The organism is Streptomyces sp. Je 1-369 (genome assembly GCF_026810505.1).
Lineage (GTDB): Bacteria > Actinomycetota > Actinomycetes > Streptomycetales > Streptomycetaceae > Streptomyces.
Genome location: NZ_CP101750.1, coordinates 78,097 through 96,610 on the forward strand (window position 1 = coordinate 78,097; position 18,514 = coordinate 96,610).

19 protein-coding genes and 2 pseudogenes are annotated in these 18,514 nt (G+C 75.0%); 14 read left to right on the forward strand and 7 right to left on the reverse strand.

All coding sequences use genetic code 11. The features are described from left to right. The first annotated feature begins 137 nt into the window (after positions 1-137). A pseudogene (locus NOO62_RS00380) lies at positions 138-759 on the forward strand (DUF6629 family protein). Positions 760-774: 15 nt separating this feature from the next. Here the strand turns inward: NOO62_RS00380 and NOO62_RS00385 are convergent. Continuing rightward, positions 775-1,302 (reverse strand): GNAT family N-acetyltransferase, encoded by a 528-nt coding sequence (locus NOO62_RS00385; protein WP_268768863.1) that lies wholly within the window; start codon positions 1,300-1,302, stop codon positions 775-777. Between the two features lie 155 nt (positions 1,303-1,457). On the opposite strand from NOO62_RS00385, the gene NOO62_RS00390 reads away from it, so the two are divergent. The 8 genes and pseudogenes from NOO62_RS00390 (at position 1,458) to NOO62_RS00425 (ending at position 8,102) form a co-directional block, all read left to right on the forward strand. Further along, the gene (locus tag NOO62_RS00390) at positions 1,458-1,622 is read left to right on the forward strand and encodes a DUF5993 family protein (RefSeq protein ID WP_268768864.1); all 165 of its coding nucleotides are present in this window, start codon (positions 1,458-1,460) and stop codon (positions 1,620-1,622) included. Continuing rightward, a complete protein-coding gene (locus tag NOO62_RS00395; protein ID WP_268768865.1) occupies positions 1,622-2,266 on the forward strand; it encodes a disulfide bond formation protein B in 645 nt (214 codons plus the stop codon). Before NOO62_RS00390 ends, NOO62_RS00395 begins: the two co-directional genes overlap by 1 nt. Before the next feature lie 264 nt (positions 2,267-2,530). Next, a complete protein-coding gene (locus NOO62_RS00400) occupies positions 2,531-3,475 on the forward strand; it encodes an ANTAR domain-containing protein (RefSeq protein ID WP_268768866.1) in 945 nt (314 codons plus the stop codon). A gap of 63 nt (positions 3,476-3,538) precedes the next feature. After that, a pseudogene (locus NOO62_RS00405) lies at positions 3,539-3,844 on the forward strand (LysR family transcriptional regulator); the annotation flags it as partial. A gap of 90 nt (positions 3,845-3,934) precedes the next feature. Continuing rightward, positions 3,935-4,189 (forward strand): DUF6332 family protein, encoded by a 255-nt coding sequence (locus tag NOO62_RS00410; protein WP_268768867.1) that lies wholly within the window; start codon positions 3,935-3,937, stop codon positions 4,187-4,189. 166 nt (positions 4,190-4,355) lie between these two features. After that, positions 4,356-4,919 carry a (2Fe-2S)-binding protein gene (locus NOO62_RS00415; protein WP_268768868.1) on the forward strand — a complete coding sequence of 188 codons (564 nt, stop codon included), beginning with the start codon at positions 4,356-4,358 and terminating at the stop codon, positions 4,917-4,919. Then, positions 4,916-5,947 (forward strand): FAD binding domain-containing protein, encoded by a 1,032-nt coding sequence (locus NOO62_RS00420; protein ID WP_268768869.1) that lies wholly within the window; start codon positions 4,916-4,918, stop codon positions 5,945-5,947. Before NOO62_RS00415 ends, NOO62_RS00420 begins: the two co-directional genes overlap by 4 nt. Before the next feature lie 58 nt (positions 5,948-6,005). After that, complete coding sequence (locus tag NOO62_RS00425) at positions 6,006-8,102, forward strand: xanthine dehydrogenase family protein molybdopterin-binding subunit (RefSeq protein ID WP_268768870.1); 2,097 nt, start codon at positions 6,006-6,008, stop codon at positions 8,100-8,102. Positions 8,103-8,113: 11 nt separating this feature from the next. Here NOO62_RS00425 and NOO62_RS00430 read toward each other — a convergent pair whose 3' ends face one another. The 4 genes from NOO62_RS00430 to NOO62_RS00445 all read right to left on the reverse strand — a co-directional run bounded on the left by NOO62_RS00430 (position 8,114) and on the right by NOO62_RS00445 (position 12,218). Then, positions 8,114-9,145, reverse strand: coding sequence for a PHP domain-containing protein (locus tag NOO62_RS00430; protein ID WP_268768871.1), 1,032 nt, complete (start codon positions 9,143-9,145; stop codon positions 8,114-8,116). A gap of 85 nt (positions 9,146-9,230) precedes the next feature. Beyond that, positions 9,231-10,139: a short-chain dehydrogenase/reductase gene (locus NOO62_RS00435; RefSeq protein ID WP_268768872.1), complete on the reverse strand. Its 909-nt coding sequence runs from the start codon at positions 10,137-10,139 to the stop codon at positions 9,231-9,233. Beyond that, complete coding sequence (locus NOO62_RS00440) at positions 10,136-11,761, reverse strand: phytoene desaturase family protein (protein WP_268768873.1); 1,626 nt, start codon at positions 11,759-11,761, stop codon at positions 10,136-10,138. The genes NOO62_RS00435 and NOO62_RS00440 overlap by 4 nt, the downstream gene beginning before the upstream one ends. Next, positions 11,754-12,218 (reverse strand): SRPBCC family protein, encoded by a 465-nt coding sequence (locus tag NOO62_RS00445; protein ID WP_268768874.1) that lies wholly within the window; start codon positions 12,216-12,218, stop codon positions 11,754-11,756. Before NOO62_RS00445 ends, NOO62_RS00440 begins: the two co-directional genes overlap by 8 nt. A 224-nt stretch (positions 12,219-12,442) precedes the next feature. On the opposite strand from NOO62_RS00445, the gene NOO62_RS00450 reads away from it, so the two are divergent. The 3 genes from NOO62_RS00450 to NOO62_RS00460 all read left to right on the forward strand — a co-directional run bounded on the left by NOO62_RS00450 (position 12,443) and on the right by NOO62_RS00460 (position 15,660). Next, positions 12,443-13,951: an SDR family oxidoreductase gene (locus NOO62_RS00450; RefSeq protein WP_268768875.1), complete on the forward strand. Its 1,509-nt coding sequence runs from the start codon at positions 12,443-12,445 to the stop codon at positions 13,949-13,951. Between the two features lie 564 nt (positions 13,952-14,515). Next, entirely contained in the window at positions 14,516-15,412 is an 897-nt protein-coding gene (locus tag NOO62_RS00455) for an SDR family oxidoreductase (RefSeq protein ID WP_268768876.1), read from the forward strand. A gap of 44 nt (positions 15,413-15,456) precedes the next feature. After that, positions 15,457-15,660 carry a hypothetical protein gene (locus tag NOO62_RS00460; RefSeq protein ID WP_268768877.1) on the forward strand — a complete coding sequence of 68 codons (204 nt, stop codon included), beginning with the start codon at positions 15,457-15,459 and terminating at the stop codon, positions 15,658-15,660. Positions 15,661-15,669: 9 nt separating this feature from the next. Here NOO62_RS00460 and NOO62_RS00465 read toward each other — a convergent pair whose 3' ends face one another. Further along, a complete protein-coding gene (locus NOO62_RS00465; RefSeq protein ID WP_268768878.1) occupies positions 15,670-16,869 on the reverse strand; it encodes a PP2C family protein-serine/threonine phosphatase in 1,200 nt (399 codons plus the stop codon). A 243-nt stretch (positions 16,870-17,112) separates the two neighbouring features. Here NOO62_RS00465 and NOO62_RS00470 point away from each other — a divergent pair, with 243 nt between their 5' ends. Both NOO62_RS00470 and NOO62_RS00475 read left to right on the forward strand, forming a co-directional pair. Continuing rightward, entirely contained in the window at positions 17,113-17,373 is a 261-nt protein-coding gene (locus NOO62_RS00470; protein ID WP_268768879.1) for a hypothetical protein, read from the forward strand. A gap of 46 nt (positions 17,374-17,419) precedes the next feature. Then, positions 17,420-17,785 (forward strand): hypothetical protein, encoded by a 366-nt coding sequence (locus tag NOO62_RS00475; protein ID WP_268768880.1) that lies wholly within the window; start codon positions 17,420-17,422, stop codon positions 17,783-17,785. A 130-nt stretch (positions 17,786-17,915) separates the two neighbouring features. Here the strand turns inward: NOO62_RS00475 and NOO62_RS00480 are convergent, their stop codons facing one another. Beyond that, positions 17,916-18,461: a ferritin-like domain-containing protein gene (locus NOO62_RS00480; protein WP_268775411.1), complete on the reverse strand. Its 546-nt coding sequence runs from the start codon at positions 18,459-18,461 to the stop codon at positions 17,916-17,918. Positions 18,462-18,514: the final 53 nt, after the last annotated feature.

Here is an 18,514-nt window from a genome sequence, read left to right on the forward strand (position 1 = left end):
GCTGTCCGTCGGCGCCGCGGCCCTCCACAGCCGGCTGGGCTGACACTTCCATCCGTGCACATGACGCACACGGCGCCCACGGCGCACATGACACGCATGACGCGCTCCGGTGCCGGGGCGGCCCTAGCGTTGCTGTCATGTGCTGGAGTGCCACCGCCGATCTCGCGGCGGGAACGGGCATCGCGGCGGTGGGCCTCGTCTCGGTGAGCCTGGCGGCGCACCGCCCCCGCGACCTGCCGCTGGCCGCGCTGCCGCTGCTGCTGGGCGCCCACCAGATCGTCGAGGCCGCAATCTGGCGGCACCGGCCCCGCCACCCTGGCCTGGGCCGTCATCGCACTGCCGGTGCTGGCACTGTGGGTGCCGGTGGCCGTCTGGTGCGCGGCGGCGCCCACGGCCCGGCGCCGCCTGCTCGTCCCACTGGCGGCGGGGACGGCGACGGCGGCGGCCCTCGCGTACGCGCTGGCGACGCGCCCGGTCGGCGCCGAGATCCGCGGGCACACCGTCGGCTACTCGCTGGGACTGCCGCAGGCCGGGCTGCTGGTGGCCGGCTACCTGCTGGCCACCGTCGGCTCCCTGCTCCTGTCCGGCGAGCGGGCCCTGGTCCTGTTCGGCGTGCTGGTCGCGGCGGGCGCGGCGGTGTGCTTCGTGCTGTGGCGCAGCGAGTACGTCTCCACGTGGTGCGCGTTCGCCGCGCTGTGTTCACTGCTGCTGACACGGTGGGCCGCCCGGCGCCGGCCGACCCATGCCGCCACCGCCTGAGGGCCTGAGGGCCTGTCAGCGGTAGTCCTGGGCCAGGAGGCCGAGTACCACCTCGTCCGCGAAGCGGCCCATCACCCAGGCCGAGGAGCGCAGCACGCCCTCGCGCACGAAGCCGTTGCGCTCGGCGCAGCGCAGCATCGCGGTGTTGTCCGCGAGCGTCTCGATCTGCAGCCGCTGCAGGCCGCGTACGACGAAGGCGTAGTGGCACAGCACCGCGACCGCGTCGCCGCCCCGGCCCTGGCCGCGGGCGGCCGGCAGCAGGGCCAGGCCCAGGTGCGCGGTGCGGTTGTGGGTGTCGATGTGCCACAGGCCCGCGGCGCCCAGCAGCGTGCCGCCCTCCCGCTCCACCACGGAGAAGGCGGCGTGGCGCTGCTCGGTGTCGTCCACCGCGAAGTGCGTGTCCCCGGAGCCGGGGACGATCGGCCGCCACGGGCGGGCATCAGCGCGCGCGTGGGTGGCGACGTCGTCGTAGAGACCGGCCTGCAGCAGGGGGATGTCCTGCGGGTGCCGGGCCCGGAGTGCGACCGTGCGGCCCTGGAGCATGCGAGCTTCCTACCCGGCCGGACCGGGCGGCGGCAACCCGATAACGGGCTGCGGGCGCCGCGGGCGGGGGGGGGCTGGTCCGTTGGGAGGTAGAGCACCGGCCGTGCGCGTGGCGGCCGGCCGTGCGGGCGGCGGCTCTTCCTACGATGCGCGCCATGGACACCCTGATCTTCGCCGGGCTCCTCGCCGGGCTGGCCGCCCTGTACCGGGAGCGGTCCCCCGCGGTGGTGCTCGGGGTGTGGTGGGTGGTCCTGGCCGCCACCGCGGTGCTGCTCGCGCACCACATCACCAGCGGCCTCTCGCTCGGGCTGACCTACTGATGGCCACCGCGCGGCAGGCGGAAGGGGCCCGCCGGGGCTGCGGGCCGCCGTGGCTGGGGCAGGCGCAGTTCTGGTTCGCGTGTCTGTTCGCGGCCGGCTGGACGGGCGTGGTCTGCGGCGGCCTGGCCGTGCAGTTCGGCTCCTGGGAGTACCCCTGCCCCCTGTGCATGGTGCAGCGGATGTTCATGCTGCTGGCCGCCCTGGGCGCGCTGCACGTCGTCCGCGCGGGCATGCGCGGAACGATCGGCGGCCGTGACTACATGACGGGCTGGGGCCTTGCCCTGGTGGCCTGCATGGCCGGCGCCTTCACCTCCTGGCGGCAGACGATGCTGCACATCCTGCCGGGCGATGCGGGGTACGGCGCTCCGGTGCTGGGCCTGCACCTGTACGTGTGGGCGTGGATCCTGTTCATGGCGGCGGTGGCGGCCATCGGCATCCTTTTGGCCTTCGCGCCCTGGACGGCCGCGCCCGGCCTGCCCGCCCCGGTGTGCCGGCGCGCGGGACAGCTGGTGTTCGCCTTCGTGGCGCTGGTGACGGCGGTGAACCTGGTCGCGGTGTTCCTGCTGGAGGGCTTCCACTGGTTCCTGCCCGACGACCCCGGCCGCTACCAGTTCTTCTACGATCTCAAGATCCTGAAGAAGTAGCCCCCTGGGGCCTGTGTCGGGAAGTCCCGTCGTCCGCCCGGAGGGCGGGCCCCGCGGCGTCCGGTGCGCCGTCCGGCGTGGGGTCGTCGACGATGCGTGCCAGGGCGGTCATGACACCGCGGAGCGGGCGGGATACGGTCGCCGAAGTGGGTGAGGAGCAGGCGTGCCGGGAGGAACCGGGCGCGCCGGGGCCGGTGGCGCGGCCCGCTGCTCCTTGGCCGATCGGCAAAGGAGGCCGGAGCAGGTGCGGCCAGGGGAGAGAGTTTGACCAGCATTCCGACCGCGTCCTCGTCACCGGAGGACCGGACCTCCTCACCCGAACGGACTTCCTCATCCGACCGGCTCTCGCCGCCCGGTCCGCGCTCCTCGCCCGAGCAGATCTCCTCGCTCCAGCTGGAGGCGGAGCAGCTGCGCGCCACCGCCGGGCGGCTGCGCGAGCAGGTGGCCGAGCTGGAGGTGCGGGCGCGGGCGCGGCCCCGGATCGCGCTGGCCGAGGGCATCCTGGTCGAGCGCTACCGGCTGGCCCACGCCCAGGAGGCGTTCGTGCTGCTGCGCCGGGCCTCGCAGCACGCCAACATCAAGCTGCACCAGCTGGCCGCCGCGGTGGTGCGCACCCCCGGCCCCGCGCCGGGCGCCGAGAGGTGGCTGCCCGAGCGGGCCCCGCACGCCCTGCCCAGCCTGGCCGCGCTGGAGGCCGGCACGCTGGACGTGCGCAACCAGGGCGAGGTGCTCGGCGCCGCGCTGCACCGCGTGCTGAGCGTCACCGGCACGGACATGGGCAACGTGCAGCTGCTCGAGGACGACGTGCTGCGCATGGCCAAACACGCGGGGCACCCCCGGCACTTCACCGACTACTTCGCCTTCGTCGACGGCAACACCTCCTGCTCCCGGGCCGCCGAGGCCGGCAGCCAGGTCACCGTCAAGGAGGTGGCCTCCTCGGCCGGGTTCGACGACGAGACGCGCCGGGTGATCCTCACCTCCGGCAGCCGCGCCTGCCACAGCATCCCGCTCGTCGACGAACACCGGACCGTGCACGGCGTCATCTCCTCCCACCACGCCCGGCCCCTGATCGGCTTCACCCAGGCCCAGCTGCGCGAACTGCACGCCGCCGGCCGCACCATGGGCGAGTGGATCAGGTGGCACCAGGAGACCGTTCTCCTGGACGCCCTGGAGGACCTGCACCAACTCGCCCTGGCCGGGCAGGCCTAGGGCCTGTGTCGGAAGTCCCGCCTGCCCCGCGGCGCCCGGCACGCGCCCTAGGAGGCGGGGCGTGTGGCGCAACGGCGCTGGTTCCGCTTCCCGCCGGGCACCGACCCGCTGTGGCAGGCCTACTGGGGCGGCGGTCACCACCGCGAGGGCCCGGTGGTGCGTGCGGTCGTGGAGTGCCGGCAGGCCGTGCTGTGGAACGGCACCGTGGGCATGACCCTTTTGGACCACCCGCCCTCCCCCGGCCTTGCGGTGGTGCCGCTGAGCGACATGCCGCCCAGCCCGCTGGTGGCCGCGTGGGGTGCGGGCAACACCGATGTGCTGGTCCGCTCGTTCGTGCGGGTCGCGGCCGGCGTCCACGGCGGCGGGTAGCGGTGCGGGGGCGGTCCCGCGGTGCGCCCGGGGGGGGGACTTGGCGGGGTACGGCGGGGCCGGGCGCGGGGCTGGGTAGGCTCTGCGGTCATGGGGACCAGCCGTCGTAGTCAGGCCGAGCGGGACGCGATGACCGTGGAGATCGGTTACGCGCTGCTCAGCGCCTGCTTCCTGGGCGCCGTCGTGTTCGGGGCGATCGCCGGTCCGGCCGCCGTCTGGCAGCTCCCCTCCGGCGCCGAAAGGGTGCTGGTGGTCGCGGGTGCCTGGGCCGGCACCGTGCTCGGGGTGCTGCGGGTGGTGCACGTGCTGTGGCGGTACGTCGGGACCTCCCGCCCCACGGACTGACCCCGCCCCCGCTCCTTCTTCCCCCCCGCCGCCCCCTCTCCCCTCTCCCCTCTCCCGGTCTGCGTCGTCCCGGAGCGGCTCGGCATGCCGGAACGTGTCTCCTGTCCCAGGCTGGAGGGGCTGATACCGGCACCGATCCGCCTCCGGGACGAGGGAGCAGAGCGCCATGGGGACCGATGTGTTCCATTCGCAAGTGCCGCTGCGGGTGAACGGCAGGGCCCACCGCCCGGTCGTCGATCACCGTGCGACGCTGCTGGACGTCCTGCGGGAGCAGCTGGATCTGACCGGCGCCAAGAAGGGCTGTGACCACGGCCAGTGCGGTGCCTGCACCGTCCTGGTGGACGGGCGCCGGGCCAACAGCTGTCTGCTGCTGGCGGTCGCCGTCGAGGGATGTGACATCACCACGGTCGAGGGGCTGCACGCCGCCGACGGCCACCCGCCGCATCCCCTGCAGCGGGCGTTCGTGGAGCGTGATGCCTTCCAGTGCGGGTACTGCACGCCGGGGCAGCTGTGTTCGGCCCTGGGCGTCCTGGCCGAGGCCCGGGCCGGCCATGCCTCGCACGTGACGGATCCGAAGGCGGAGGGCGGTGAGCCGGTGCGGCTGAGCCGGGAGGAGATCCAGGAGCGGCTGAGCGGCAACCTGTGCCGGTGCGGCGCCTATCCGCGCATCGTCGAGGCCGTCCAGGACCTGGCGGCCGCCGAGGACGCCGCGGGGGGTGGGGTGCGGTGAAGTCCTTCAGGTATGTGCGCGCCCACAGCGTGGAGGAGGCCACCGCGGCGCACGCCGGCCGGGCCACCTCCCGCTACCTGGGCGGCGGGACCAACCTCGTGGACCTGATGAAGCTGGGCGTGGAGCGGCCCGAGACGCTGATCGACGTCAGCCGGCTGCCGCTGGACGACGTGGCGGAGCTGGCCGACGGCTCCCTGCGGGTGGGGGCGACGGTGCGCAACAGCGACCTGGCCTCCCATCCGCTCGTCCGCGCCCGCCACCCCGTGCTGTCCCAGGCGCTGCTCGCCGGTGCCTCGGGCCAGCTGCGCAACATGGCCACCACCGGCGGCAACCTGCTCCAGCGCACCCGCTGCCCCTATTTCCAGGACCCGGCCAAGCCGTGCAACAAGCGCGAGCCGGGCTCGGGCTGCGGTGCGCGCGAGGGCGTCCACCGCGACCACGCGGTGCTGGGGCACTCCGCGCAGTGCATCGCCACCCACCCCTCCGACATGGCCGTCGCGCTGGCCGCGCTGGACGCGCAGGTCGAACTGCAGGGGGTGCGCGGGACGCGCACGGTGCCGGCCGCCGGCTTCCACCGGCTGCCGGGCGACCGGCCGCAGAGCGACACCGAGCTCGCCCACGGCGAGCTCATCACCGCCGTGCTGCTCCCGCCGCCGGCACCGGGCACCGTCTCCGCGTACCGCAAGGCGCGCGACCGTGCCTCCTACGCCTTCGCGCTGGCCTCGGTGGCGGTGGTCCTCGACGTGCGGGAGGGGGCCGTGCACGAGGTGCGGATCGCTTTTGGCGGGCTGGCCCACCGGCCCTGGCGGGCCCGGCGCGCCGAGGAGGCGCTGCGGGGTGCCGCGCCCGGCGGCGAGGCGTTCGAGCGGGCGCTGGATGCCGAGCTGGCGGCGGCCGAGCCGTTGCGCGACAACGCCTTCAAGGTGCCGCTGGCCCGCAACCTGGCCTGCGACGTCCTGCGCCGCCTGACCCGCCAGGATCCGGGCCAGGGCCAGGGCCAGGGCCAGGACGGGGGCGCCGGGCCCTGATCCGGCCGGCCGCCGTCTGTCTTTCGTACGTCCGTATCCGCTTGCAGGGAGAAACACCATGCCGCAGACCGCCGACGCGCTGGGGGCCGGCCTCGAGCGCCGGGAGGGCACCGACAAGGTGCTCGGCAGCGCCCGTTACGCCGCCGAGCACACCCCTGAGGGCTGCGCGTACGCGTGGCCGGTCGCGGCCACCGTGGCGCGCGGGCAGGTGCGGGCGGTGGACGAGGGGGCGGCGCTGGCGCTGCCCGGTGTGGTGGCGGTGCTGCACCACCGCAACGCGCCGCGTCTGGCCGAGCCGGACGACGCCACCCTGGCCGTGCTGCAGGACGCCCGCGTCCCGCATTACGGCTGGTACGTGGCGCTGGTGGTCGCCGACACCCTGGAGGCGGCCCGCGAGGGCGCAGCCGCCGTACAGGTCACCTACGCCGCCGAGCCGCACGAGGTGACCCTGCGGGCCGGGCACCCCGACGCCTACGTGCCCGAGGACTCCGACGGGACCTCGGGCGAGCACGTGCGCGGCGAGGCGGAGGCGGCGTTCGCGGCCGCGCCGGTGCGGGTGGACACCGGCTACCGGGTGCCGCCGCTGCACAACCACCCCATGGAGCCGCACGCGGCCACCGCCCACTGGCAGGAGGGGCACTTGAGCGTGTACGACTCCAGCCAGGGCGCCACCACCGTGCGCGATGTGCTGGCCGGCCTGTTCGGGCTGCGCAAGGAGCAGGTGACGGTCGTCTCCGAGCATGTGGGCGGCGGGTTCGGCTCCAAGGGGACGCCGCGCCCGCACGTGGTGCTGGCCGCCATGGCCGCCCGCGCCACGGGCCGGCCGGTCAAACTCGTGCTGCCGCGGCGGCAGTTGCCCTCCGTGGTGGGGCACCGTGCGCCGACCCTGCACCGGGTGCGGCTGGGTGCGGGCACGGACGGCACGCTCACCTCGGTGATCCACGAGGTGACCGCGCACACCTCCCGCGTCAAGGAGTTCATGGAGACCGGGGCGGCCGCCACCCGCGTCATGTATCCCTCGCCGCACGCGCGCACCACGCACCGGGCGGTGCCGCTGGATGTGCCGAGCCCCTCCTGGATGCGGGCCCCGGGCGAGGCGCCGGGCATGTACGCGCTGGAGTCGGCGATGGACGAGCTCGCCCAGGCGCTGGGCATCGACCCCGTCGAGCTGCGGCTGCGCAACGACACCGGGCACGAGCCGGACAGCGGCAAGCCCTTCAGCAGCCGGCATCTGGCCGAGTGCCTGCGCGAGGGGGCGCGGCGCTTTGGCTGGGCCGGGCGCGATCCGCGCCCGCGCACCCGCCGGGAAGGGCCGTGGCTGGTGGGCAGCGGGATGGCGGCGGCCACCTATCCGGTCGTGGTGGGGCCGTCCCGGGCGGGCGTGCAGGCCTGCCCGGACGGCACGTTCGTGGTGCGGATCAACGCCACCGACATCGGGACGGGGGCGCGCACCGTGCTCGCGCAGGTCGCCGCGGACGCGCTGGGCGTGCCGGTGGAGCGGGTGCGCACCGAGATCGGCAGCAGTGATCTGCCCGCGGCGCCGCTGGCCGGCGGCTCCTCGGGCACGGCCTCCTGGGGCTGGGCGGTGCACGAGGCGTGTACGGCGCTGGCCGGGCGCCTGGCCGAGCAGCAGGGCCGGCAGCTGCCGCCGGAGGGGGTCAGTGCCACGGCCGACACGGCGGGGCGGGCCGATGCGGACAGCGACTACGCGCGGCACGCGTTCGGTGCGCACTTCGCCGAGGTCGCGGTGGACACGGTCTCCGGTGAGGTCCGGGTGCGCCGGCTGCTCGGCGTCTACGCCGCCGGGCGCATCCTCAACTCCCGTACCGCCCGCTCGCAGTTCGTCGGCGCGATGACGATGGGGCTGGGGATGGCGCTGATGGAGGGCAGCACGGTGGATGCCGCCTTCGGGGACTTCACCGAGTGCGATCTGGCCTCCTATCACGTGCCGGCGCATGCGGATGTGCCGGACATCGAGGCGCACTGGATCGAGGAGGACGATCCGCATCTCAACCCGATGGGCAGCAAGGGCATCGGCGAGATCGGGATCGTGGGAACGGCCGCGGCGATCGGCAACGCGGTGCACCACGCGACGGGGGTACGGCTGCGGGAACTCCCGCTGACCCCGGACCGGGTGCTGGCCGGCGCCCTGTAGGCGCCGGCGGCTCAGGGGGCGGTGCGGGCGCGGCTTTCGCGGGTCCAGGACAGGATCTCGGGCGCGGTCCAGGTGCTCACCACGCGTTCGGCGGGCACCTTGCACTCCTCGGCGCGCGCGCAGCCGATGATCTGCCAGTCGAGCTGGCCGGGTGCGTGGGCGTCGGTGTCGACGGCGAACAGCGTGCCGGCCCGGACCGCCTGGCGCAGCAGGCGGCGGGGCGGGTCGAGGCGTTCGGGGCGGCTGTTGATCTCCACGGCGGTGCGGGCGGCCGCGCACGCGGCGAAGACCGCTTCCGCGTCGAACTGCGACTCGGGCCGGCCGCGGCCGGTGACCAGGCGGCCGGTGCAGTGTCCGAGCACGTCGGCGCGGGGGTTGCTGACCGCGGTGATGAGGCGGCGTGTCATCGCGGCGGCGTCCATGCGCAGTTTGGAGTGCACGGAGATCACCACGACGTCCAGGCGGTCCAGCAGGTCGGGTTCCTGGTCCAGGGAGCCGTCGTCGAGGATGTCGCACTCGATGCCGGTCAGCAGCCGGAAGGGCGCCCACTGCTCGTTGAGGGCGGCCACCACCTCCAGCTGGTCGCGCAGCCGTTGGGGTGACAGGCCGCGGGCCACCGTCAGGCGGGGCGAGTGGTCGGTGAGTACGGCCCATTCGTGGCCGATCTCGCGGGCGGCGCGGCCCATCGCCTCGATGGGGCTGCCGCCGTCGGACCAGTCGGAGTGCAGATGGCAGTCGCCGCGCAGCAGGGCCCGCAGCCCGCTGCCGGCGCCCTCGGCCAGCGGGGCGCGGGCCTCTTCCTCCAGGCGTTGCAGGTAGCCGGGCATGGTGCCGGCCAGCGCCTCGCGGATCACGGCGGCGGTCTTGGGCCCGATGCCCTTGAGGGATTCCAGGGAGCCGTCCCCGGCGCGGCGCGCCAGCTCGGGGCCGGAGAGGTTTGCGCTCACCTCGGCGGCGGTGCGAAAGGCCCGCACGCGGTAGGTGGGGGCGCGGCCCCGCTCCAGGAGGAAGGCGATGCGTTCCAGTGCCTCCACGGGCTCCATGACACCTCCGGCCGGGCGTGCGTGCGGGGTTCCAGCCTGGCGCAGGCGGCGGGCCGGGGCACGGCGGGCGGCGCGCTGTGGGTGGTCAATGGGGCGGTGGTCGGTTCGGGCGGTGGGCGGCGCGGCCGCCGGCGCCCAGCGGGCCGGTCTGGGCGATGGGCTCCCCCGGCGGGCGGCGGTGGAAGCGGGCCCGGGCCAGGCGGGTGACCAGGGGCGGCAGCAGGCCGCGGCCGGCCTGGGCCAGCCGGGTCCAGGCCGGGATGTAGACGGCGGTGCGGCGCGCTTCGACGGCGTCGGCCAGGCGGGCGGCCACCGGGGCGAGGGGGCGGATGCGGCGGGCGCAGGGCGGCAGCAGGGCGCGCGGTTCGCGCAGCGCGGCGTAGGTGTCCACCTCGTCCAGCATGCCGGTGTCCAGCCAGTTGAGGTAGGCGATGCCCACCGCGACGCCGCGGTGGGCGGTTTCGGCGCGCAGCGCGTGGGTGAAGGCCTCCACGCCGGCCTTGGAGGCGCAGTAGGCGCTCAGCATCGGCACGGCGCCCAGGGCGGCCAGGGAGGCGATCTGCAGGTGGTAGCCGCGGGTGTGCAGCAGGTCGGGCAGGAAGGTTTGGGCGGTCAGGGCGCTGCCGGTCAGGTTCACCTCGATCACCCGGCGCCAGGCGTGCGGGTCGGCGCTTTGCAGGGGGCCGGCCTGGGCGATGCCGGCATTGGCGATGACGACGGAGGGCGGTCCCAGGCGTTCGCGCACCGTGCGGGCGGCGGTGTGCAGGGCGGCGGGGTCGGTGACGTCGACGGGCAGGGCCAGGGCGGGGGCGGGCAGGGCGGCCGCCACCTGTTCCAGCGCGTCCTGCTCCAGGCCCAGCAGAGCGAGGCGGGCGTCGCGGTGCGCCAGCTCCCGTGCGAGTGCGGCGCCCAGGCCGCGGGCGGCGCCGGTCACCACGACGGTGCGGTGGTGCAGGGGGCCGGGGCGCGTGCGGTGCGTGCGCGGGCTCTTCACGGGCGGGGCGGGGTGCCGGTGCGGTCGCGGCGGGTGAGGTGGCGTTGAGTGCGGGTCAGCGGGAGCGGGAGGCGGCGGCGCAGGGCGGCGCGGGCCGCGTTGGCGCCGGGGGCGCCGTGGACGCCGCCGCCGGGGTGGGCGGCGGCCGAGGCCAGGTAGAGGCCCGGCAGGGGGGTTTCGGGGCGCCCGGTGCCCGGCAGGGGGCGGAAGAACAGCTGCTGGTGCAGGGAGGTGGTGCCGCCGTTGAGGGCGCCGGCGTGCAGGTTGCGGTCCAGGGCCTGCAAGGTGGGCGGGGCCAGGATGCGGCGGGCCCGGATCAGGGTGCGAAAGCCCGGGGCGAAGCGTTCGACCTGCTGCTCGATCCGGTCGGCCATCCGCTCCTGCTCCGCGGCCCGCCAGGCGCCGGAGATGTGGTCGTGGCCGGCGTCGGCGCGGATGTCCTGGGGGACGTGGGTGTAGGCCCAGGCGGACTCGGTGCCGGCCGGTGAGCGGGTGGCGTCCGCGGTCGTCATCTGGCCGAAGAGCAGGAAGGGCCGGTCGGGGACCTGGCGCATGGCGAGCTGGGCGGCGAAGCGGGTGAGTTCGTCGACGCCGTCGGCCAGGTGCACGGTGCCCGCGCCGGCCGCCTCCTTGGCCTGCCAGGGCACCGGCCCCTCCAGCGCCCAGTCGACCTTGAAGGTGGCGAAGTCCCACTGGAAGCGGCGCAGGTCCGCAAGGAGCTGGTCGGGCAGGTGCTGGGGGGCGATGAGGCCGCCGTACAGGGCGGGCAGCGACACATCGGCCAGGACGGCGCGCGTGGCGGGCACCGTCTCGCCGTCGGCGGTGCGCACGGCGACCGCGCGCCCGCCGCGCACGATGATCTGCTGGGCGCGGCGGCCGCAGTGCACGGCCGCGCCGCGCGCCTGGAGGCGCCGGGTCAGGGCGGCGGTCAGGGCGCCGGCGCCGCCCACCGGGACGGGGAAGCCGTAGCTCTGGCCGAGCATCGCCATGAGCCAGCCGAAGCCGCCGCTGCCGGCCGCCTCGGGGGCCAGGTCGGCGTGCAGGGCGTTGCCGGCCAGCAGGAGCCGGCCGCCCTCGCCGGTGAACTCCTCCTCGCCCAGGCGGCGCACCGGCAGCAGCAGGGTGCGGGCCATGCGCAGCGCGCCGGCCGTCTTGAGCCGGTAGGCCAGCTTGGCGGTGGCCCGTAGCGGCGGGAAGGGGGTGAACAGGGCGTCCAGCAGGGCGGGGCGGACGTCGTCCCACATCGCGTGCAGGCGCTCCCAGGCCGCGCCGTCGCCCGGCGCGAAGGCGTCCAGGGAGGCGGCGGTGGCCTGCGGGCTGCGGTCCAGGACGGCGCAGCGGCCGTCGCTGAGGGGGTGGGCCACCACGTGCGGGGCGTGGCTCCAGCGCAGGCCGTGTTCGTGCAGGCGCAGCCGCTGCAGGACCGGCGAGGCGGCCGCCAGCGGGTAGAAGGAGCTGCACAGGTCGTTGACGAAGTCGGGGTGTACGCCCCGGTCGTGGCGGACCGCGCCGCCGGGTTCGGGCTGTTCCTCCAGGACGGTGACGCTCCAGCCGGCGTCGGCCAGGAGGTTGGCGGCGACCAGCCCGTTGGGGCCGGCCCCGATGACCACGGCGTCAGGCATGGCCCGCTCCGCCGGCGGGGCGGGCCGCTTCGTTCTCGCACACCCGGGCCAGGCGGGCCAGCATCGCACGGTGGCGGACCTGGACGAGCGCTTCGACCAGGGTGTTGTGCAGGGCGCCTGCCGCGCCGCGCAGCGGATGTTCGTCGACGGTGACCAGGCAGTGCTCGCCCCAGGGCCGCACCTCAAGGGCGATCCGGGCGGTGCCCAGAGGGCCGGCCTTGGCCTCCAGCTCCAGGATGGTGCCCTCCTGGCAGCGGCGTACGACGGTTTCGTTGGTGGCCCGCAGCGGGCCCAGCCGTACCTCGTACTCCAGGGCCGCGCCGACCTGCGGCCAGTGGCCGCGCACCGGCTGGGAGGAGGCGGTGCCCACCACCCATTGGGCGTAGCGGCTGCCGTCGGCCAGCACGCTCCACACCGTCGCCGGGCTCACTGTGATCAGTCGATGACGCCGTGCCATCTGTTGCCTCCCTGACTCGCCGTCATCGCCGGGTGCCCCGATCAGCCGTCCTCAACATCGTGCGGGACACGCGTCGTCTTCGCGCCCCGGGGCAGATGTGCGGGCATGCGGTGGCGGGGTGCGGCGTGTCGCGGCCGGGGCCGTGGCGGGTGAGACTTTCCAGGGCCGCCGGGTGCGGCGCCCGCCCCTCTGGGGGGCTCTTCTTCAAGGAGGCGGCAGCGCACGTGAGCGACGGCAAGGACTCCTCCCCCCGGCGGCTGGTCCTGGTGACCGGGGCCACCGGCTACATCGGGGGCCGGCTGGTGCCCGAACTCCTTGCGTCGGGCTACCGGGTGCGGTGTCTGGCCCGCTCGCCCGAGAAGCTGCGCGACCATCCCTGGGCCGGCCAGGTGGAGGTGGTGCGCGGCGATGTGCGCGACGCGCGTTCGCTGGCCGGCGCGTTCGAGGGGGTGCAGGTGGCGTACTACCTGGTGCACGCGCTGAGCACCGGGGCCGGCTTCGAGGACACCGACCGGCGCTCGGCCCGCGTCTTCGCCGAGCAGGCCGCGGCGGCCGGGGTGGGGCGCATCGTGTATCTGGGCGGGCTGACCCCGGCCGGGGTCAGCGCGCGGGAGCTGTCGCCGCATCTGCGCTCGCGGGCCGAGGTGGGCCGCATCTTCCTGGACGGCCCGGTGCCCGCCGCGGTGCTGCGGGCGGCGGTCATCATCGGGTCGGGCTCGGCGTCCTTTGAGATGCTGCGCTACCTCACCGAGCGCCTGCCGGTCATGGTCACCCCCAGCTGGGTGCGCACCCGCATCCAGCCCATCGCGGTCCGCGACGTGCTGCGCTACCTGGTGGCCTGCGCCGAGCTGCCCGCCGAGGTCAGCCGGGGCTTCGACATCGGCGGCCCGGACGTGATGACCTACCGCGACATGATGCGCACCTACGCCCAGGTGGCGGGCCTGCGTCACCGGCTGATCGTGCCGGTGCCGCTGCTGACCCCCACCCTCTCCAGCCACTGGGTCGGCCTGATCACGCCCGTGCCGCGCGGCATCGCCCGGCCGCTGGCGGAGTCGCTGCGCCACGAAGTGATCTGCCAGGAACACGACATCGCCGACTGGGTCCCCGACGGCCCCGGCCGCCCGCTGCCCTTCACCAAGGCGCTGCGGCTGGCCCTGCAACGCATCCAGGAGGCGCAGGTCAGCACCCGCTGGTCCTCGGCGTCGGTGCCCGGCGCGCCCAGCGACCCGCTGCCCACCGACCCCGACTGGGCCGGCGGCAGCCTCTACACCGACCACCGCACCCTGGTCGTGGACGCCTCGCCGGCGGCACTGTGGCGGGTCATCGAGGGCATCGGCGGCGACAACGGCTGGTACTCCTTCCCGCTGGCCTGGGCGGTACGGGGCTGGCTGGACCGGCTGGCGGGCGGGGTGGGCCTGCGCCGGGGGCGCCGCGACGCGCACCGGCTGCGGGTGGGCGACTCCCTGGATTTCTGGCGGGTGGAGGAGATCGAGCCGGGCCGGCTGCTGCGGCTGCGCGCCGAGATGCGGCTGCCCGGCCTGGCCTGGCTGGAGATGCGGGTGGAGGAGGACACCTCGGGCCGCACCCGCTACCGCCAGCGCGCCCTGTTCCACCCGCGCGGCCTGGCCGGGCACGCCTACTGGTGGGCGGTGGCGCCCTTCCACGCGGTGGTCTTCGGCGGCATGGCCCGCAACATCGCCGAGGCGGCGGGCAAGGAACCCGAACGCCCCTGACCGCTCAGGGGTGCGGCCCCGGCCAGGCGGTTGCGGCCCCGGTCAGAGACCGGCGCAGGTCTCGGTCAGGGCCTGGTCCAGGATGCTCGGGCCCTGGGCGAGCCCGTCGCGGGCGGCGGTCAGCGGCGGCGCGAGGCGCAGGAGGCGGCGGCTGTCGTGCAGCGCGGCGAAGCAGCCGGGCGGCGGTTCGAGGATGCCGCCGGAGCTGAGGATCGGCTCGGCCGGGTGGTCAGCGGCGCTTGTGCGACTTCAGGTACCAGGCGGCGGCGACGGCGAGGACGACGAGGACAAGAAGGATCTTCATGGTCCCCGGTTGTCCCCGATCGGGCGGGACATGCCTGCCGCGCCCCACCCGGCCCCGGCCGGGGGGTGCGTTTTGCCGGTCGGAGGCCAGGGCACCCGGTGGCCGCGGCCGCGCCGGATGCCGCCGGTGCGCCCAGGAGTGCCGGCCCGGCGCTCCGGTGGTGAGGTGCCCGCGTCTTGCGGAAGGTGGGAGAGGCGCCCCCCCCCGGGGCCCGGAGCGCCCGCGCCCGGCCCTACGCCCCCGCAAGAAAGGCAGCCCCCATGACGGACACTCCCGGCCGGCAGGGCCCGCAGGATCCCACCACCAAGGGGCCGCGCCCCGACTTTCCCCAGCAGGACCAGGAGGTGCCGGGGTGGACCGGGCCGATGGACCCGCCGCCCGATCACGGGGAGGACTCCTACCGCGGCTCCGGGCTGCTGCGCGACCGCATCGTGCTGATCACCGGGGGCGATTCGGGGATCGGGCGGGCGGTGGCCATCGCGATGGCCCGCGAGCAGGCCGACGTCGTCTTCACCCATCTGCCCTCCGAGGCCGGTGAGGCACAGGAGACCGCCCGCTGGGTCGAGGAGGCCGGGCGCCGGGCCGTCCCGGTGCCCTGCGACATCCGCGAGGAGGAACAGTGCCGGCGGCTCGTGGAGCGCGCGGTCACCGAGTTCGGGCGGATCGACGTCCTGGTCAACAACGCCGCCTACCAGATGTCGCGGCCCAAGGGCATCACGGACATCCCCACCGAGCAGTTCGACCGGGTGGTGCGCACCAACCTGTACGGCATGTTCTGGCTGTGCAAGATGGCGGTGCCGCACATGCCGCGCGGCGCCTCGATCATCAACACCACCTCGGTGCAGGCCTACAAGCCCAGTCCGCACCTGCTGGACTACGCCATGACCAAGGGCGCCATCGTCACGTTCACCCAGGGGCTCGCGCAGATGCTGGTCGAGGACGGGATCCGCGTCAACGCGGTGGCGCCCGGGCCGGTGTGGACGCCGCTGATCCCCGCGACGCTGCCCGACACCACGGAGTTCGGCAAGCAGGCGCCGCTGGGCCGGCCCGCGCAGCCCGCGGAGATGGCCCCGGCCTATGTCTTCCTCGCCTCGGAGCACGCCGGTTTCCTCACCGCCGAGATCATGAACGCCACCGGCGGCACGCCCCTGCCCTGACCACCTGACCATCCTGAACACCCTGACCACGAAAGGACAGCACCATGCAGCAGCACAGCCACCCCGAGCCGGCGCAGACCGCGGCCCAGGAGGTCCTGGAGGAGGTCGAGGACGCCGAGGAGCGGCCCGTGCCCGACGAGGAGCGCGAGCACACCAAGGACGGCGAGGCCGGCGACACCCTCACGCCCAGCCCCGCCGCCCAGGAGGACATCCACGAGGACATCCACGAGAACGAGAACGGGGGCTGAGCGGGGCGTTCAGCGGTGCGCGGGCCGGGGTTCCCGGCCCGGCGGATGCCACTCGATCAGCAAGATGGTGGCGTCGTCGCGCAGCCGGTCGGTCTGCGCGTCCAGCACGGAGTGGATGAGCCGGCGCAGCGTCTCGGCGGCGACCTCGCCGCCGGTGGAGGCGCGGATGACGGAGTCGGCGAACCGTTCGAGCCCGAATTCGGTGCCGTCGGCCAGCCGCGCCTCGGTCATGCCGTCGGTGTAGAGCAGCACGCGGTCGCCGGGTTCCAGGGTCGTCTCATGGACCTGGCGGTCGGTGCTGCGCAGGAAGGCGGAGAAGCCCATGGGCGGGTCGGCCTCGCGTTCCAGGGCGCCCTCCACCAGCTGGTTGTCGCGGATGAGCAGGGGCGGCGGGTGCCCGCAGTTGCTCCAGCGCAGCACCCCGCTGGCCAGATCCAGGCGCATCAGGACGCCGGTGCAGAACTGGTCGGGCAGCCACAGGCCGATGGCCGCGTCCACGGCCTCCAGGAGTTCGGGCAGCTCCGCCCCGGTGCGCCGGCCGTTGCGGCAGGCGGCCAGGGCGACGGCGGTGGTCAGGCCGGAGAGCAGGTTGTGGCCCATCGCGTCGACGATCGTGGCGTGCAGGGCCGTTGGGGTGAGGCAGTGGTCGAAGGCGTCGCCGCCGATCTCGTAGGCGGGTTCCAGCACGGCGGTGGAGACCACATGGGTGTTGCCGATGGTGCGCGGCGGCAGGAAGGCGCGGAGCATCTCGGCGGGCAGCTGCATGGGCTCGGAGCGGGTGCGCTGGACGACGTTGTCCTTGTAGGCGCGCTTGGAGGTGATCATCATCGCGAGGAGGGCGGCCAGGGCGCGGCCGCGGCGCAGCAGCGCGGGGTCCAGGAAGGGGGTGTGGACGGCGAGCACGCCCAGGCGTTCGGCGCCGTCCAGCAGGGGCAGCCAGGCGGTCATGCCGCCGGCGGGCGACTCCTGTACGCGCAGGGCCAGGGTGCGGTAGGCCCAGCCGGCCAGGGAGTTGTCCACGTCGGCGGCGGCCGCGTCGTCGTTGAGGGGGATCAGGCGGCGCTGCTGGAGGTCGGCGAGGTAGACCACGGCCTGGGGCACGCCCAGCGCGGTGGCGCACCGGGCGACCGCGGTGGCCAGGTCCAGTACGGCGTTGTCCGGGTCGGCAAGGAACTCCTCGAGTCCGCTGGGCGGCTCCGATGCCGGCACGTCCTCTCCCTTCGCCCCGGGGCTGCGCGACACGGCCGGGGTGGTGACACAGGCTCCTCCGAGCAGTCTCACACCGCACCGGCGTGCCTGCCCGGCCGCCGTGTCGCCGATCGGCTGCGGGTGGTCCACGGTGATCAGTACGAGTTGTCCCGCCCTGCGCGGGTACCTGCAACCCCAGCTCCGGAACGAGCCGGCCCGGACCGGCCCGCCGCTTCCGGGGCCCAGCGGCCGAAAGGAGACATCGTGAGCGCGCAGATACCGCCCTCCCCCGGTGCGGACGGCGAGACGCCCGTGCCCAGGGACCCGCCCGACCAGCAGGCCGACGGCGGCCAGGACCCCTGGGAGGCGGCGCAGGAGGCGGCCGAAACCGGCGGCGGGGCTGCCGGGGACGGGGGCGACGACGACGTGCCCGAGACCGACGAGGCCGGCACCGGCCGGCGCGGCAGCGGCGGGCAGACGGGCGCTCCCAGTGAGGATCCGGTGCCGCAGGAGCCCTCCGGGTGAGGGCGCGGCCCGACGAGATGAGCAAGGCGAGGGAAAGGGATTGACGGTGAGTGGTGCGGGAGAAGAGCCGGCGCAGGTCACGGTGGAACTGAGCGGGGCGGCCAAGGACGCCGGGAGCGTCTTCGACGTCCTGACGGCGGTCTACGCCTCGGACCGGGACGGCGGGCCCACGGCGTCGGAGGCGAGCGGGCCCACGGTGTGGAGCGGTGTCTTCGACACCGCCCGTCCGGCGGGCGGCGGGCCGGGCGGCACGCCCACGCTGCAGGGTCCGGTGACCGCCGGCGTGCAGGGCGGCTATGTGGCGGTCGACCAGGTCGTCACGGTCCTCTCGGCGGCCTTCACCGTCACCGAGGAGGGCTCCGCCTCGGGCGATCAGGAAAAGGACGTGTCGCTGCGGCTGGAGAGCCGCTGAGCCGCGCACCCGCCCGGGCGCGCCCGCAGCAGGCCCCGGCCCCGCACGCCCCGTCCCGGGTTCCCGTGCGGGGCCGGGGTGTGCGGGGCCGGGGTGTGCGGTGCCGGGGCCATGACTCCGGTCCGGGCGCTCAGGCCCGGTGGTCGCCGGGGATGCGCTCCAGCAGGCCGCGCAGGTCGTCGGCGTGCTCCTCCTCCTGGGCCAGCAGGTCCTCGAAGACGCGGCGGGTGGTGGGGTCGCCCTCCCCCAGCCACTGGGCGATCTCGGTGTAGGCGGCGACGGCGACACGTTCGGCCACCAGGTCCTCCTTGATCATTTCGATCAGGTCGGTGCTGTCGTCGTACTCCGCGTGGGAGCGGGAGGTGAGCGTGTCGGGGTTGAAGTCCGGCTCGCCGCCCAGCTGGACGATGCGCTGGGCCAGTTTGTCGGCGTGCTCCTGCTCCTCCTGGGCGTGTTCGAGGAACTCGGCGGCCACCGGCTCGGAGTACAGGCCCGAGACCGTGTAGTAGTGCCGCTTGTAGCGCAGGGTGCAGACGATCTCGGTGGCGAGGGCCTCGTTGAGTACGAGGAGTACGCGCTGCAGGTCCGCGCCGTAGGCGTCGGTGACCGGGCCCTTCTCGATCTGGTGGCGGGCCCGCTCGCGGATGGTCTTGATGTCGGTCAGGAACTCGGCCATGGCTGCTGCTCTCTGCTGGGTGGTCGGGGCGTGGTCGGGCAGCGGGCGGACCG

Excerpts from the sequence above, each read along its gene's own strand:
- NOO62_RS00410 (WP_268768867.1), top strand. The coding sequence starts at position 3,935 with ATGGGGACCAGCCGTCGTAGTCAGGCCGAGCGGGACGCGATGACCGTG.
- NOO62_RS00395 (WP_268768865.1), top strand. The coding sequence starts at position 1,622 with ATGGCCACCGCGCGGCAGGCGGAAGGGGCCCGCCGGGGCTGCGGGCCG.
- NOO62_RS00385 (WP_268768863.1), bottom strand. The coding sequence starts at position 1,302 with ATGCTCCAGGGCCGCACGGTCGCACTCCGGGCCCGGCACCCGCAGGAC.
- NOO62_RS00455 (WP_268768876.1), top strand. The coding sequence starts at position 14,516 with ATGACGGACACTCCCGGCCGGCAGGGCCCGCAGGATCCCACCACCAAG.
- NOO62_RS00480 (WP_268775411.1), bottom strand. The coding sequence starts at position 18,461 with ATGGCCGAGTTCCTGACCGACATCAAGACCATCCGCGAGCGGGCCCGC.
- NOO62_RS00460 (WP_268768877.1), top strand. The coding sequence starts at position 15,457 with ATGCAGCAGCACAGCCACCCCGAGCCGGCGCAGACCGCGGCCCAGGAG.
- NOO62_RS00445 (WP_268768874.1), bottom strand. The coding sequence starts at position 12,218 with ATGGCACGGCGTCATCGACTGATCACAGTGAGCCCGGCGACGGTGTGG.
- NOO62_RS00430 (WP_268768871.1), bottom strand. The coding sequence starts at position 9,145 with ATGGAGCCCGTGGAGGCACTGGAACGCATCGCCTTCCTCCTGGAGCGG.
- NOO62_RS00440 (WP_268768873.1), bottom strand. The coding sequence starts at position 11,761 with ATGCCTGACGCCGTGGTCATCGGGGCCGGCCCCAACGGGCTGGTCGCC.
- NOO62_RS00425 (WP_268768870.1), top strand. The coding sequence starts at position 6,006 with ATGCCGCAGACCGCCGACGCGCTGGGGGCCGGCCTCGAGCGCCGGGAG.
- NOO62_RS00390 (WP_268768864.1), top strand. The coding sequence starts at position 1,458 with ATGGACACCCTGATCTTCGCCGGGCTCCTCGCCGGGCTGGCCGCCCTG.
- NOO62_RS00415 (WP_268768868.1), top strand. The coding sequence starts at position 4,356 with ATGGGGACCGATGTGTTCCATTCGCAAGTGCCGCTGCGGGTGAACGGC.